General features: G+C 71.4%; 15 protein-coding genes and 1 tRNA gene. 9 read left to right on the plus strand and 7 right to left on the minus strand.

Features of this window, described 5'->3' with window-relative positions; all coding sequences use genetic code 11:
- Positions 1-57: 57 nt before the first annotated feature.
- Positions 58-1,074 (plus strand): UDP-glucose 4-epimerase GalE, encoded by a 1,017-nt coding sequence (gene galE / locus JGR68_RS05600; RefSeq protein WP_199361663.1) that lies wholly within the window; start codon positions 58-60, stop codon positions 1,072-1,074.
- Here galE and JGR68_RS05605 read toward each other — a convergent pair.
- Together JGR68_RS05605 and thiD are read right to left on the minus strand one after the other, a co-directional pair.
- Complete coding sequence (locus tag JGR68_RS05605) at positions 1,071-2,009, minus strand: alpha/beta fold hydrolase (protein ID WP_343225116.1); 939 nt, start codon at positions 2,007-2,009, stop codon at positions 1,071-1,073. The genes galE and JGR68_RS05605 overlap by 4 nt on opposite strands.
- Positions 2,006-2,815: a bifunctional hydroxymethylpyrimidine kinase/phosphomethylpyrimidine kinase gene (gene thiD / locus JGR68_RS05610; RefSeq protein ID WP_199361493.1), complete on the minus strand. Its 810-nt coding sequence runs from the start codon at positions 2,813-2,815 to the stop codon at positions 2,006-2,008. The genes JGR68_RS05605 and thiD overlap by 4 nt, the downstream gene beginning before the upstream one ends.
- Positions 2,816-2,938: 123 nt before the next feature.
- Between thiD and JGR68_RS05615 the strand changes: the two genes are divergently transcribed.
- Positions 2,939-3,961 carry an acyltransferase gene (locus tag JGR68_RS05615; protein ID WP_199361494.1) on the plus strand — a complete coding sequence of 341 codons (1,023 nt, stop codon included), beginning with the start codon at positions 2,939-2,941 and terminating at the stop codon, positions 3,959-3,961.
- Between the two features lie 16 nt (positions 3,962-3,977).
- Complete coding sequence (locus JGR68_RS05620) at positions 3,978-5,645, plus strand: SulP family inorganic anion transporter (protein WP_199361495.1); 1,668 nt, start codon at positions 3,978-3,980, stop codon at positions 5,643-5,645.
- Between the two features lie 153 nt (positions 5,646-5,798).
- Here the strand turns inward: JGR68_RS05620 and JGR68_RS05625 are convergent, their stop codons facing one another.
- The 3 genes from JGR68_RS05625 to JGR68_RS05635 all read right to left on the minus strand — a co-directional run bounded on the left by JGR68_RS05625 (position 5,799) and on the right by JGR68_RS05635 (position 8,390).
- Positions 5,799-7,208, minus strand: coding sequence for a PhoH family protein (locus JGR68_RS05625; RefSeq protein ID WP_199361496.1), 1,410 nt, complete (start codon positions 7,206-7,208; stop codon positions 5,799-5,801).
- A 120-nt stretch (positions 7,209-7,328) separates the two neighbouring features.
- Entirely contained in the window at positions 7,329-7,808 is a 480-nt protein-coding gene (locus JGR68_RS05630; protein ID WP_199361497.1) for a peroxiredoxin, read from the minus strand.
- A gap of 18 nt (positions 7,809-7,826) precedes the next feature.
- Positions 7,827-8,390 carry a glycine cleavage system protein R gene (locus JGR68_RS05635; RefSeq protein ID WP_229822980.1) on the minus strand — a complete coding sequence of 188 codons (564 nt, stop codon included), beginning with the start codon at positions 8,388-8,390 and terminating at the stop codon, positions 7,827-7,829.
- A gap of 188 nt (positions 8,391-8,578) precedes the next feature.
- On the opposite strand from JGR68_RS05635, the gene dapA reads away from it, so the two are divergent.
- Complete coding sequence (dapA, locus tag JGR68_RS05640; protein WP_199361498.1) at positions 8,579-9,490, plus strand: 4-hydroxy-tetrahydrodipicolinate synthase; 912 nt, start codon at positions 8,579-8,581, stop codon at positions 9,488-9,490.
- A 21-nt stretch (positions 9,491-9,511) separates the two neighbouring features.
- Positions 9,512-10,033, plus strand: coding sequence for a hypothetical protein (locus JGR68_RS05645; RefSeq protein ID WP_199361499.1), 522 nt, complete (start codon positions 9,512-9,514; stop codon positions 10,031-10,033).
- A 79-nt stretch (positions 10,034-10,112) separates the two neighbouring features.
- Here the strand turns inward: JGR68_RS05645 and fdxA are convergent, their stop codons facing one another.
- Positions 10,113-10,436, minus strand: coding sequence for a ferredoxin FdxA (gene fdxA / locus JGR68_RS05650; protein ID WP_199361500.1), 324 nt, complete (start codon positions 10,434-10,436; stop codon positions 10,113-10,115).
- Between the two features lie 163 nt (positions 10,437-10,599).
- Positions 10,600-10,675 (minus strand) — tRNA-Glu (locus JGR68_RS05655).
- Positions 10,676-10,823: 148 nt separating this feature from the next.
- Between JGR68_RS05655 and pcnB the strand changes: the two genes are divergently transcribed.
- The 4 genes from pcnB (at position 10,824) to panC (ending at position 14,425) form a co-directional block, all read left to right on the plus strand.
- Positions 10,824-12,143 (plus strand): polynucleotide adenylyltransferase PcnB, encoded by a 1,320-nt coding sequence (gene pcnB / locus JGR68_RS05660; protein WP_199361501.1) that lies wholly within the window; start codon positions 10,824-10,826, stop codon positions 12,141-12,143.
- Positions 12,144-12,145: 2 nt separating this feature from the next.
- Entirely contained in the window at positions 12,146-12,634 is a 489-nt protein-coding gene (folK, locus tag JGR68_RS05665) for a 2-amino-4-hydroxy-6-hydroxymethyldihydropteridine diphosphokinase (protein WP_199361665.1), read from the plus strand.
- A gap of 82 nt (positions 12,635-12,716) precedes the next feature.
- The gene (gene panB / locus JGR68_RS05670) at positions 12,717-13,547 is read left to right on the plus strand and encodes a 3-methyl-2-oxobutanoate hydroxymethyltransferase (protein ID WP_199361502.1); all 831 of its coding nucleotides are present in this window, start codon (positions 12,717-12,719) and stop codon (positions 13,545-13,547) included.
- A complete protein-coding gene (gene panC / locus JGR68_RS05675) occupies positions 13,544-14,425 on the plus strand; it encodes a pantoate--beta-alanine ligase (protein WP_199361503.1) in 882 nt (293 codons plus the stop codon). Before panB ends, panC begins: the two co-directional genes overlap by 4 nt.
- The last annotated feature ends 120 nt before the right edge of the window (positions 14,426-14,545 follow it).

Here is a 14,545-nt window from a genome sequence, read left to right on the forward strand (position 1 = left end):
GCGACGCACCCGCTTTGGCGTACCCTGCCGGCCCGAATGGACAGCCTGGGACACCCGATGCGCATCCTGGTCACCGGCGGTGCCGGCTACATCGGCAGCCACACCTGTACCGTGCTCGCCGCGCGCGGCCACCGGATCGTGGTCGCCGACAACTTCTGCAACAGTTCACCCCGCGTGCTCGAGCGGCTCGAGGCCATCTGCGGCAGCCGCCCGGACCTCGTGCAGGTCGACCTGCGCGAGCGCGAGGCGGTCGCGGCGCTGTTCGCCGGCGCCGGCTACGACGCGGTGATCCACTTCGCCGCGCTCAAGGCGGTGGGCGAGTCCTGCGAGCGTCCGTTGGACTATTTCGACAACAACATCGCCGGCACCATCCACCTGCTGCAGGCCATGCAGGCGCACGGCGTGCGGCGCCTGGTGTTCAGTTCCTCGGCCACGGTCTACGGCGATCCGGACTCGGTCCCGGTGCGCGAGGACGCGCCGCTGCGCGTCACCAATCCCTATGGCCGCACCAAGCTGGTCATGGAGCAGCTGATCGGCGACCTCTGCGACAGTGACCCGGGCTTCCATGCGGTGAACCTGCGCTACTTCAACCCGGTGGGCGCGCATCCCTCCGGCCTCATCGGCGAAGCCCCCGGCGGCGTGCCCAACAACCTGATGCCCTATGTCTGCCAGGTCGCGGTGGGCCAGCGCGAGCGGCTTGCGGTCTTCGGCGGCGACTGGCCGACGGCGGACGGCACCGGCGTGCGCGACTACATCCATGTCATGGACCTGGCGCGCGCGCATGCCGACGCGATCGACTTCCTCGCCCGCGAGGGCCGCAGCGCCAACATCAACCTCGGCACCGGGCGCGGCACCAGCGTGCTCGAGCTGGTGCAGGCCTTCGAACGCGCTTCGGGGCGCAGCGTGCCCTGCGACATCGTCGCGCGCCGCCCGGGCGACGTCGCCGAGGTCTATGCCGATGCTTCGCTGGCGCGCGAGCTGCTGGGCTGGAGCGCCGAGCACGACATCGACGCCATGTGCCGTGACGCCTGGCGCTGGCAGTCGGCCAATCCGCGCGGCTACGCCGACGGCTAGAGCGGCTGGAACCAGGCCGCGACGGGCGCTGGCGACTTCATCCAGGCGAAATGGTCGGCGCGCACGCCCAGCGCGGCGTCGTCGAGGATGGTGCCGGCGATCCGCGCCCGCGGGAACCTGGACGCCAGGTGCTGCAGCGACGTGGCGGGCGCGAGCCAGTCACGGGCGAAGAGCACCGTGCGCAGCTCCACCGCCGCCGTGGCCATGCGCGGCTCGAGGTCGCCCAGGCTCCCGGTCGCGTAGCGCCCGCTGAGCGCCGTGCCGGCCCAGTCGTGCATCACCCCGCGCGCCTCGTTGCCGCCGAAGCCGATGCGCCGGCCAGGCAGGCTGCCGGCCCGCGCCGCCAGCCAGGGCAGTGCGCGATACGCCAGCGGCAGCACGAGCCGCTGTGGACGCGGGAACGCGCGCCAGTAGGGCGCGCCGGAACCCGCCAGCCACAGTGCGTCGCACGCGGCCGGGTCCAGGCCCAGCCGGCACGCGGCGAGCTGGCCGCCGAGGCTGTGGCCACCGGCGATCCGCGGCAGCCCGGGCGTCGCCGCCGCGATCGCGGCCTCGCTGGCGGGCAGGTCGAGGGTGAGCAGCTCCCGGTAGCCCCAGTCGCAGTCGCGGCCGGCGCGCAGGCTGCTGCTGCCGTGTCCACGCCATTCGTGCAGGAACACCGCGACGCCGCGCGCCGCCAGCGCGTCCGCCAACGGCAGGTAATGACGTGCGGCGACCCCGAGGGCGGGGAGCCAGAGCAGGCTGCGTCGCGGCCGCTCGGGAATGCGGGTCAGGAGCTCGAAGCGGTGGCCGTCCGAGGCCTCGATGGCCATGGTGGACTGTGCGTGCGACGCCACCTCGCGCCCATGGTTGGATGCCACCGAAGCCCTGTAGGAGCGGCTATAGCCGCGATCGCCGGCCATCGCGCCTGTAGCCGCTCCTGCAGGACCGCTCATGCGTCGGGGCGCGCGGCGAAGTGGCCCAGCACCAGGACCTCGCTGCGCCCGGGACGGATGCCGGCGCGTAGCGCGCTTCGGATGTAGTCCACTCCGCGCGCGCAGGCTTCGGCCATCCCCAGGCCGAGGCACAGGTTGGCGGCGATCGCCGAGGCCAGGGTGCAGCCGGTGCCGTGCCCATCCACCTGCAGGCGCGGTCCGCGGAACGCGCGGCGCGTGGTGGCGTCGGCGTAGCGGTCGATGACGGTGTCGCCCTCGTCGAGGTGCCCGCCCTTGAGCAGGACGGCGCGCGCACCCAGCGCCAGCAGCGCGTCGAGCGCGGCTTCGGCATCGGCGGCATCGACGATGGAGCGGCCCAGCAGCAGTTCCGCCTCCGGGATGTTCGGGGTCACGATGCCGGAACCGGGCAGCAGCCGGGTCCGCAGCGCCGCCAGCGCGTCTTCTTCCAGCAGGCGCGCGCCGGAGGTGGCCACCATGACCGGGTCGACGACCAGCTGCGACGGACGGTGCGCCGCCAGCGCATCGGCCACGGCGTGGATCACTTCGGCCGAGGCCAGCATGCCGAGCTTCACCGCGCCGATGTCGAAGTCCTCGAAGCAGGCGTCGATCTGCGCGCGCAGGAACCCGACCGGGGGCACGTGCACCGCGGTCACGCCGCGCGTGTGCTGGGCGGTGAGGGCGGTGATCGCCGACAGCCCATGGACGCCGTGCGCGGCAAAGGTCTTCAGGTCGGCCTGGATGCCGGCGCCGCCGCCGGAGTCGGAGCCGGCGATGGTCAGTGCGGAGATCGTGCCGGGGTTCGCCATGGCCCCATTATGCCGGCGCGCGCCACTGCCCGAGCCGCGGTTGCCGGTTGCCGGTTGCCGGCGCGATTGGCGTTGGGCAGCAGAGACCGAGGGCGGTTCGTCCGGGTGGGGGCAGGGCACGCGATGCAAGGACACCTTCCGGGCCTGGACGGCCTGCGCGCGATCGCGGTCCTGATGGTCATCGTCGGACACGCGGCCGGCTTCCCCGGTTTCCCCGGCGCGGCGAGGTCACTGCTGGTGGTGAACATCGCCCACCTGGGGGTGGCCGTCTTCTTCGTGCTCTCGGGATTCCTGATCACCACCCTGCTCATCGGCGAGCGCGCCAGGACCGGGCGGGTCTCGCTGGGCGCGTTCTACGCGCGGCGGACCGTGCGGATCTTCCCCGCCGCCTATGCCTACATCGCGGTCGTGGCGCTCGCGGCCTGGGCAGGGCAGGTGCGACTGCTGCCGGGCGACCTGCTGCACGCGCTGACCTACACGATGAACTACCACCACGACCGCGGCTGGGCGCTGGGCCACCTGTGGTCGCTCGCGGTCGAGGAGCAGTTCTACCTGCTCTGGCCACTGGTGTTCGTGCGTTCCGGCCGACGCGCGCTGTCGGTGGCCCTGCTGGTGCTCGCGCTGGCCCCGGTCGTGCGCACGCTGTCCTGGATCCTGCTCCCGGCCACGCGCGACGGCATGGACGAGGAGTTCCAGTTCGTCTGCGACTCGCTGGCCACCGGCTGTGCGATGGCCCTGCTGGTCGACCGCGTCGGGCTGGCCAGGGCGGGCGCGTGGCTGCCGGCATGGACCGGGGTCGCGGCACCGCTGGCGACGCTGGTCGCGGCGCGGTTCATGGACTGGCCCTCGTTCCACCTGCCGCTCGGCGCCACCCTGGTCAACCTCGGCATCGCGACCACCGTCCTCTGGACAGTGACCCGTCCGTCCGGCCTGGCCGGACGCGTGCTCAATTCCCGCGCGGCCATGGTGCTCGGTTCGATGAGCTACTCGCTGTATCTCTGGCAGCAGCTGTTCCTGGATACCGAAGCCTGGCAGGGAATGCCGGCGCTGGTGCCGCGGCTGCTGCTGGTGCTGCTGGCGGCGGCCGCGAGCTACTACCTGCTCGAGCGGCCGCTGCTCGCGCTCCGGGCACGGCTGCGCCGCTGAGCGTTAGCATGGATCGATGATCGCCCTCTTTGAAGCGAAGCGCGCTGGGCTCCTGCGCGCCGCGAACTGGCCGCGCAACCTCTCCGCCGGCCTGATCGTCGGCGTGGTCGCGCTGCCGCTGGCGATGGCCTTCGCGATCGCGTCGGGTGTGAAGCCGGAGCAGGGCCTGTACACGGCGATCATCGCCGGCATCACGGTGTCGCTGTTCGGCGGCTCGCGGGTGCAGATCGCCGGCCCGACGGGCGCCTTCATCGTGATCCTGGCCGGCGTGGTCGCGCAGTTCGGCGTCGGCGGCCTGCTGGCGGCCACGCTGATGGCCGGCGTGATCCTGGTCGCGATGGGACTGGCGCGCTTGGGCGGGGTGATCCGGTTCATCCCGGATCCGGTGATCGTCGGCTTCACCGCCGGCATCGCCGTGATCATCTGGGTCGGGCAGTGGCCGTACTTCTTCGGCCTGCCATCGCCGGGCGAGGGTCCGTTCTACCTCAAGGCCTGGGGCCTGCTCGGCTCGTTCGGGCAGCTGCACGTGCCGACGGCGCTGCTCGGCCTGGGCAGCCTGGCGCTGGCGCTGGGCGGGCCGCGCATCCCGGGCCTGTCGAAAGTCCCCGGACCCCTGCTGGCGATGGTGGTGGCCACCGTGGTGGTCATGGCGTTCGACCTGCCCGGCGTCGCCACCATCGAGTCGACCTTCGGCGCGATCCCGCGCGCGCTGCCGGCATTCGCGGTGCCCGCGCTCAGCTTCGACGTGGTCCTGCTGCTGCTGCCCGCGGCCTTCACCATCGCCATGCTGGGCGCGATCGAGTCGCTGCTGTCGGCGGTGGTCGCCGACGGCATGGCGGGTACGAAGCACGACTCCAACCAGGAGCTGATCGGACAGGGCATCGCCAACATCGTCTCGCCGCTGTTTGGCGGCATCGCCGCGACCGGCGCGATCGCACGCACCGCCACCAACATCCGCAACGGTGGCAACGCGCCGATCGCCGGCGTCGTGCATGCGCTGGTGCTGGTCCTGATCCTGCTGGTGGTCGCGCCCTGGGCAGGCAAGGTGCCGCTGGCCGCGCTGGCGGCGATCCTGTTCGTGGTGGCGTGGAACATGAGCGAGGCGCCGCGCTTCATCCGCATGGTGCGCAGGGCGCCGACGGCCGACGCGGTGATCCTGCTGATCACCTTCGCGCTGACCATCCTCACCGACCTGGTGGTGGCGGTGAACATCGGCGTGATCCTGGCGATGCTGCAGTTCATGCGCCGCATGAGCGCGTCGGTCGACGTGGTGGAACAGGCGCCGGCGGGGCTGCGCGCGGAGCTGGCGAAGGCGGGCCTGGAAGCGCTGCCCGCCGACGTGGTGGTGTATTCCATCGACGGGCCGTTCTTCTTCGGCTCGGTCGATTCGCTGGAGCGCGCCCTGTCGTGGTCACGTCAGCCGCCGCGCTTCGTGGCGTTGCGCCTGGAGCGGGTGCCGTTCATCGATGCGACCGGGCTGAAGCGCCTGGAATCCACCATTAGTAACCTGCGCGCACGCGGTGTGCACGTGCTGCTCAACGGCGCGAACATGGCGGTGCTGCGCAAGCTGGTGCGCGCGGACGTCGTCAGCCGGGATATCCCCGGAAGCTATTTCACCGACCTGGCGGAGGCACTGCGCTACGTCGAAGGCCTGCGCGCCGCGGATGAGGACGCCCCCAGCTAGCAGACGGCGCCATCGTCTTCTGTAGGAGCGGCTACAGCCGCGATTCGACGCGGGGCCGATCGCGGCTGTAGCCGCTCCTACAGAGGCAAGCTACTACAGAGGCAAGCTCCGACGCAGGCAGGCCTCCCCGGAAGGTCGCTGCCCCTTGGGCCGTCAGAGCACCTCCGACGCGTAGTCGGCCAGCCGCGAGCGTTCACCGCGGCGCAGGGTGATGTGCGCGCTGTGCGCCCAGTGCTTGAAGCGGTCGACGGCGTAGGTGAGGCCCGAGGTGGTCTCGGTGAGGTAGGGCGTGTCGATCTGTTCGACGTTGCCGAGGCAGACGATCTTGGTGCCCGGACCGGCGCGCGTGATCAGCGTCTTCATCTGCTTGGGCGTCAGGTTCTGCGCCTCGTCGAGGATCAGCCAGCGGTCGAGCAGGGTGCGCCCGCGCATGAAGTTCATCGAACGGATCTTGATGCGCGAGGCCAGCAGGTCGTTGGTGGCCGCCCGGCCCCAGCTGCCGCCATCCTTGTTGCTGCTCGGCAGCAGCACTTCGAGGTTGTCGGTCAGCGCGCCCATCCAGGGCGTCATCTTTTCCTCCTCGGTGCCCGGCAGGAAGCCGATGTCCTCGCCGACGCTGATCGTCGCGCGGGTCATGATGATCTCGCGGTAGCGCTGCGCGTCCATGGTCTGCGCCAGGCCCGCGGCCAGCGCCAGCAGGGTCTTGCCGGTGCCGGCGGTGCCGAGCAGGGTGACGAAGTCGATCTCGGGATCCATCAGCGCGTTGAGCGCGAAGTTCTGTTCGCGGTTGCGGGCGACGATGCCCCAGACCGCATGCTGGTGGCTGCGGTAGTCGTCGACGATCTGCAGCACCGCGCGCTCGCCCTCGACGGCGGCCACGCGGAATTCGGCTTCCTCGTCGCCGGGCAGGTAGAGGTACTGGTTGGGATGCCAGTCGTCGTCCTCGCCGCGGCGCACCTCGTAGTACGTGCGGCCCTTGTCGGTCCAGGACCGGAGGTCCTTGCCGTGGCGCTGCCAGAAGTCTTCGGGCAGCGCGGTGGCGCCGGTGTACAGGAGGCTGAAATCGTCGAGCGCGCGATCGTTCTCGTAGTCCTCGCTGGCGATTCCGGCGATCGCGGCCTTGATGCGCAGGTTGATGTCCTTGGAGACGAACACCACCGGCAGGTCGGCGCCGTCGTCTGCGCGCAGCGCGAGGATCGCGCCGAGGATGCGGTTGTCCGGGGCCACCGCGCCGAACGAGGTCTTGTCCTCCTTCGGCACGGTGGTCTGGAAGCGCAGCAGGCCACTCGAGCCCGCCCCGCGCAGCTGCAGCCCGCCGGGTCGTTCAAGCTTCAGGCCCGAGGCGATTCGGTCGGCGCCGTGGGCCTCGATCAGCTCGTTGATGAAGCGGCTGACCTGGCGCGCGTTGCGGCTGGCCTCCGAAGTCCCCTTCTTGCCGTTGTCCAGCTCCTCGATCACCTGCATCGGCAGGTAGACGTCGTGCTCCTCGAACTTGAACAGCGCGGTGGGGTCGTGCATCAGCACGTTGGTGTCGAGTACGTAGATCCGCTTGCCGTGGTTCATCAAGGCCTCAGTCCGTGCGGGTGTGCGTGGCGAAGGGTGGCGCTGGAGCGTGTGTGTCCCACGCGAAGGCCGCCGCGGCCCGCGGGGCGGGGCGGCGCTGCGCGCGGGCAGGGCGGTGGATCACCGGGTGCGGGCTTCCTTCAGCGCCTCGAGCACGGCGTCGACGTGGCCCGGAACGCGCACCTTGCGCCATGCGCGCGCGATGCGTCCCTCGGGGTCGATCAGGAAGGTGCTGCGTTCGATGCCCAGCACCTTGCGGCCGTACATGTTCTTCTCGCGGATCACGTCGAACGCGCGGCACAGCGCCTCGTCCGCATCGCTCACCAGCGGGAACGCGAAGCCCTGCTTCGCGCAGAAGTTGTCGTGCGACTTCACCGAGTCGCGCGACACGCCCAGCACGCCGGCGTCGAGCGCTTCGAACTCCGGCAGCAGCGCGTTGAAGTCCAGGCCCTCGGTGGTGCAGCCGGGCGTGGAGTCCTTGGGATAGAAGTAGAGGACCAGCCAGCGGCCGGCGTGGTCGGCAAGCGTCGCGGTCGCGCCGCCGGACAGCTGCAGCGGAAGCGCGAGGGTGGTGCGGTCGAGCGTGTCGCCTTCGTTCATTCGTCCCTTCGCCTGCGGTCAGAACTTCATCGGGTCCATGATCGCGTCGAGATTGAGGTGGTCGCAGAACTCGAGGAAATCGTCGCGCAGCGCGGCGATGTGCATGTCCGCCGGCACGCCGATGGTGACCTGGGCCGAGAACATGTCGGCGCCGGTCTGCATGGCGCGGTAGCGCGAGCAGTGCAGGCTCTCGATGGTGATGCCCTGGCGATCGAAGAAGTCGGCCAGCTGGTACAGGATGCCGGGCTTGTCGGACGCCACGACCTCGACGATGTAGGGCAGCAGGTTGGACTGGATCGGCTTCGGACCGGTGCGGTACCAGACCAGCTTCAGGCCTTCCTCGCGCTCGAGCCGGGTCAGCATCGCCTCGAGCTTGGCCACCGCGTCCCAGGAACCGGTGGCCAGCGCCGTCACCGAGACGTCGCGGCCCACGGTCGACAGCCGCGTATCCACCAGGTTGCAGCCGCTGTCGGCGATGCGCCGCGACACCGCCAGCAGGGGCGAGCGCGGGTGCGTCGTGTAGGCGTTGATGAGGAGGTGGTTCTCGGTCGGCGCGGGCCGGGATGTATCGGTGTCGGTCAAAGCGGAGTCCACGGAGTGCGGTGGGGGCGCCGGTTGCCGGCTGCCGTGCGGCCCTGGACGCGGGCGCTGTCGCCGCCCTGAGGCTGCGGCCAGCATACTTGCCCGTGCTTCGAAGCCGCAAGTAAGATCACGGCAGCCGTGCGCCCGTCGCGCGGCACCCCCGCACGGCTTCCCAACGCAGGTCCAGCTTGCATCTTTCCGGCAGCATCACCGCGCTGGCGACGCCGTTCACGGCCGCCGGCGACCTCGACATCGACGCCTGGCTGCGCCTGGTCGACGCGCAGCTCGCGGGCGGTACCCAGGCGCTGGTCGTGGCCGGTTCCACCGGCGAGGCCGCCGCGCTCACGCCGCGCGAATACGAAACGCTGCTGCGTGCCGCGGTCGGGCGGGTGGCCGGGCGCGTGCCCGTGGCCGCCGGCACCGGGCAGTCGGGAACCGCTCACACCATCGAGCGCACGCGCCTGGCCGCCGCCTGTGGCGCCGACGCCGCCCTGGTGGTCACGCCGCCCTATGTGCGTCCGACCCAGGCCGGGCTGCTGGCGCATTACCGGGCGGTTGCGGACGACGGTGCGCTGCCGGTGATTCTCTACAACGTGCCGCCGCGCACCGGCTGCGACATGCAGCCCGGCACGGTTGCCGCGCTGGCCAACCACGACGCCATCATCGGCATCAAGGAGGCGGTGGCCGACGAGGCGCGGATGCAGGCACTGCTGGAGCTGGCGGGCCCGGGCTTCGCGATCCTCGGCGGAGACGACGCCACCGCCGGGCGCGCGATGCTCGCCGGCGCGGAGGGCCTGGTCTCGGTGGCCTCGAACGCCGCACCGGCCGCGTTCCGCCGCCTGTGCGACCTGGCGCGTGGTGGCGACGTCGATGGCTGCGCGGCCCACGCCGCGGCGATCACCGCGCTCGTGGAGTTCTGCGGCGTAGAATCCAATCCCATTCCAGTGAAGGCGCTGCTGGCGCGGCTCGGCTTCGGCCACGTCGACGGCATCCGCCTGCCGCTGCTGCCCCTGTCGGCGCAGCACGCGGCCACTGCCGACCGCATCGCCGGCGGCATCGCGGCACTCGAACAGACCTGCCGCGACGCACTCGCGGCCTGACCGATCCAGCAGGAGACAGCTATGCAGCCTTCCCGTTCCATGTTCCGCCCGGCGCTTGCCGTGGCCATCGCCGCGACCCTGGTCGCCACCGCCGGCTGCAGCTGGTTCCGCAAGGACACCGCGGTTTACGCCGCCGCCCCGCAGGACCGCCCGCTGGAAGTGCCGCCTGACCTCGACCGTCCGGACACCAGCTCGGCGATGGCCGTGCCCGCCACCGGCACCACCAGCGTGACCCGCTCGGGGATGACCGCGGCCGCCGCGACTCCGCAGGCGTCCAACGGCTTCACCGTGTCCGCGTCGCGCGACGAGACCTTCGGTCGCATCGAGCCGATCCTGGCCGGCATCGAAGGCGTGACCGTGGTCAGCAAGGCCCAGCTGCTGGGCACTTACGACGTCGACGCCGGCGACAGCAAGTTCCTGGTGCGCGTCAGCCAGACCGACTCCGGCAGCTACGTCTCGGCGGTCGACCCGCGCGGCGTCGCGGCGACCGGCGAGCACGCGGTGCGGGTGATCGAGGCGCTGCGCGCGGCGCTGGCGCAGTAATCCCGCTCCCCTGGAACGCGAAAGGCGCGGCCCTGGCCGCGCCTTTTGCATGTCCGGCCGGCCCGGAGCTGACGGCGTCTCAGCGCTCCAGCAGCGGCAGCTTGCCGGGCTTCCCGTCCCAGTCCTCGGCGCCGGGCAGCGGCTCCTGGCGGGTGGTGATCACCGGCCACTCCTTGGACAGCTCGGCGTTCAGGGCGACGAAGCCTTCCTGTCCGGCGGGCACGTCGTCCTCGGCATAGATCGCGTTGATCGGGCACTCGGGCTCGCACAGGGTGCAGTCGATGCACTCGTCGGGATCGATGACCAGGAAGTTCGGCCCTTCATGGAAGCAGTCCACCGGGCACACCTCGACGCAGTCGGTGTACTTGCACTTGATGCAGTTCTCGGTGACGACAAAGGGCATGGTTCGCTGGGCTCGCTGCGCGGGTTGTCCGGGGCGCGCATAGTGTAGCGCCGACGATGCGGATGATCCGCGCGGTCGTGGTCGCGGACCGACGGTCAGGGACTTGAGTCAGTGACCAGAACGGACAGGGCCCGCGACGTCGCCGGCGCGGGCCCTGGGGATATGGCGCTCCCTACGGGATTCGAACCCGTGTTTTAGCCTTGAGAGGGCCACGTCCTGGGCCTCTAGACGAAGGGAGCAGTGGAGCGTGCCGTGCTGCCCGGGGGACTCCCGGAAGCGCGGCGCCGGCTGGACAACCGGCCCGCAAAGGCCATGCAGCCCTGCGAGCTTGCTAGTATAGCAACGACAGGCTGCCGCTGGGCAACCCGAGCAGGTACTTTTTCGCAGATGCCCAACGACACTTCATCCCACGCACCGGTCCTGCGGGCGATCCCGCGCGAACAGCACACCATTTCCCGCAAGGACATCAGCCCCAACGCGCTCCGGGTGCTGTACCGCCTGCGTGAAGGCGGGCACGAGGCCTACCTGGTCGGCGGCGCCGTCCGCGACCTGCTGGCCGGTGGCCATCCCAAGGATTTCGACATCGCCACCGGCGCCACGCCGGAAGAGGTCCGGGCGCTGTTCCGCAACTGCCGGCTGATCGGCCGGCGCTTCCGCCTGGCGCACGTGGTCTTCGGCCGCGAGATCATCGAGGTCGCGACCTTCCGCGCCAACGTCGACGACGGCAGCGGCGACCGCGAGACACACGAGGGTGGCCGCCTGCTGCGCGACAACGTGTACGGAACGGTCGAGGACGACGCGGTGCGCCGCGACTTCACCGCCAACGCCCTGTACTACACCATCGAGGACTTCTCGGTCCGCGACTATGTCGGCGGCTTCGAGGACGTGCAGAACCGCGTGCTGAAGCTGATCGGCGATCCGGAGACCCGCTACCGCGAGGACCCGGTGCGCATGCTGCGCGCGGTGCGCCTGGCGGCGAAGCTCGACTTCGACATCGATCCGGCGACCGCGGCGCCGATCCGCGCGCTGGCGCCCCTGCTGTCGGAAGCCGCGCCCGCGCGGCTGTTCGAGGAGTGCCTGAAGATGTTCCTGTCCGGCCACGCCGCGGCCAGCTTCGAGGGTCTCGAGCGCCACGGCCTGCTGCCGGCGCTGCTGCCGGAAGCGGCCGCGGCGATGAAGGCCAACCGCAGCGGCGCGCTGCGCGCCGTGGTGCTCGAAGGCCTGCGCGGCACCGATGCACGGGTGGCCAGCGACGAGCCGGTGTCGCCGGCGTTCCTGTTCGCCCTGCTGCTGTGGCCGGCCTATTGCCGCACGCTGATGATGCTGCAGGCGCAGGACGTGCCGCCGGCCGATGCCCAGCGCCGGGCGGCCGACCGGGTCACCGTGCACGAACTGCAGGCGGTGGCGCTGCCGCGCCGGTTCTCGGTGCCGATGCAGGAGATCTGGCTGCTGCAGTCGCGCTTCGGCCTGCGCCAGCGCAAGCGGGTGATGCGCATGCTGGCCCATCCGCGCTTCCGCGCCGCCTTCGACTTCCTGCAGGTGCGCCAGGCCGGGTCGGACGAGCACGCCGACGACATCGCGTTCTGGCGCGAGGCCCAGCTCGATCCCGACATGGCGATCGCGCACACGCCGGCCGGCGACGACGATGACGCGGCGCGGACGCCGCGCCGGCGCCGGCGCCGTCCGACGACCGCCACCGCGGGATGAGCATGCCGCTCCGGGCCTGCATCGGCCTCGGCGGCAACATCGGGGAGGTTGGGGCGGTGCTGCAGGCGGCGCTGGTCGCGCTCGACGGCTTGCCCGGCACGCGCCTGCTGGCCGCCTCGCGCTTCTACCGCACGCCGGCCTGGGGCGTGGAGGCCCAGCCGGACTTCATCAATGCCGCTGCGCTGGTCGAGACCACGCTGGCGCCCCGCGACCTGCTCGACGCGCTGCTCGGGATCGAACGGGCACACGGACGCGAACGCGCGGGCGACGGCAGCCGCTGGGGCCCACGGACCCTCGACCTCGACCTGCTGCTGTACGGCGATGCCGTCATCGACGCACCGGGCCTGGTGGTGCCGCACCCGCAGCTGCACCGGCGTGCATTCGTGCTGGTGCCGCTGGCCGAGGTCGCGTCCGACCTTGAGGTGCCGGGTCTCGGTCGGGTTTCCGCCCTGCTCGAAGGCATCGATACGGGTGGCATCGTTCCGGCCTGAGCGGGATCGGTGCAGGGGCGCGGGCGAAAGATGGCGGGCGTAACATGGCGTGCCCAGCCCACACCCCCGGATGCATGACGCCATGAGCAAGACCGCCGACCAGGGACACGACGTCCGCCGCCCGATGACCGTACCCGGGCTGGCCGCCGCGCGCGCCGCGGGGCACCGGCTGTCGATGCTGACCGCCTACGACGCCGGCTTCGCGCGGGTGTTCGATGCCGCCGGTGTCGAGCTGATCCTGGTCGGCGATTCGCTCGGCATGGTGGTCCAGGGGCGCACGTCGACGCTGCCGGTGACGGTCGACGACATCGCCTACCACACCGCCTGCGTTGCCCGCGGACTGACCCACGCGCTGCTGGTGGCGGACCTGCCGTTCCAGGCCGACGCGACGCCCGCGCGCGCGCTCGACGCCTCGACCCGCTTCCTGCAGGCCGGCGCGCAGATGGTCAAACTGGAAGGCGCGGGTCCGAAGCTCGAGGTGATCCGTTTCCTGGTCGAGCGCGAGATCCCGGTCTGCGCGCACCTTGGCCTGACGCCGCAGTCGGTGCTGCGTTTCGGCGGCTTCAAGGTGCAGGGACGCGAGGACGCCGCGGCCGCGCGGCTGCGCGACGAGGCGCGCGCGGTGGCCGAAGCCGGCGCGACGCTGATCGTGCTCGAAGGCGTGCCGGCGCCGTTGGCGGCCACGATCACCCGCGACAGCGCGGTGCCGACCATCGGCATCGGCGCCGGTGCCGGCTGCGACGGCCAGGTGCTGGTGATGCACGACATGCTCGGACTCGACTCCGGCCACCGGCGGCCGAAGTTCGTCAGGGATTTCCTCGCCGAGGGCGGCTCGGTCGCCGGCGCGGCGCGTGCCTTCGTGGCCGCGGTGCGCGACGGCAGCTTCCCCGACGCCGCGCATTCCTACGCATGAGCGGGGCGATCGCGGTGGTGCGCAAGCCGGACGAACTGCGCGCGCGCATCGACGACTGGAAGCGCGAGGGCCTGCGCATCGGCTTCGTGCCGACCATGGGCAACCTGCATGACGGCCACTACAGCCTGGTGCGGCTGGCGCGCGCGCATGCCGACCGCGTGGTCGCGAGCGTCTTCGTCAATCCCACGCAGTTCGGTCCCGGCGAGGATTACGAGCAGTACCCGCGCACGCCGGAGGACGACGTCGCCGGCCTCGCGGCCGCCGGCTGCGACCTGGCCTGGATGCCGTCGTTGGACGCGATGTATCCGCTGGGCACGGCGCGCGCGGTCCGGGTGCAGGTGCCGGGCATCACCGGCGTGCTCGACGGCGCGCACCGCCCCGGGCATTTCGACGGCGTGTGCACGGTGGTCGCGCGCCTGTTCAACCAGGTGCGGCCCGATGTCGCGGTGTTCGGGCGCAAGGACTACCAGCAGCTGGCGGTGATCCGGCACATGGTCCGCGACCTTGCCTTCCCGATCGAGCTGCTGGGCGCCGACATCGTCCGCGAGGCCGACGGCCTGGCGCGCAGCTCGCGCAACCAGTACCTGTCGGCGGACGAGCGCGCGCAGGCACCGGAGATCCACCGCGCCCTGCTGGCGATGCGCGACGCGCTGCAGGCCGGGCAGGGCTGGCGCCAGGCCGAAGCCGACGCCACCGCGCGACTGCAGCAGGCCGGCTTCGCCGTCGACTACGCGGTGCTGCGCACGCCGCTGCTGGTGGAGCCGCCGGACGCGCCCGCGCCGGGCGACGACGGCCAGCGTGTGGCGCTTGTGGCAGCACGCCTTGGCCGCACGCGCCTGATCGACAACCTCGAATTCAGCGCGCACCCCAACCTGTAGGAGCGGCTGCAGCCGCAACCGTCCCTCCGCAGCGTCCGCCCCGTGAACCTGTAGGAGCGGCTACAGCCGCGATCACCCTGGCCGCAGCGTCCGGCCACTCGACCTGTAGGAGCGGCTATA

Origin of the sequence: Luteimonas sp. MC1750 (assembly GCF_016615955.1) — a bacterium.
In the GTDB taxonomy this organism is placed as follows: Bacteria; Pseudomonadota; Gammaproteobacteria; order Xanthomonadales; family Xanthomonadaceae; genus Luteimonas.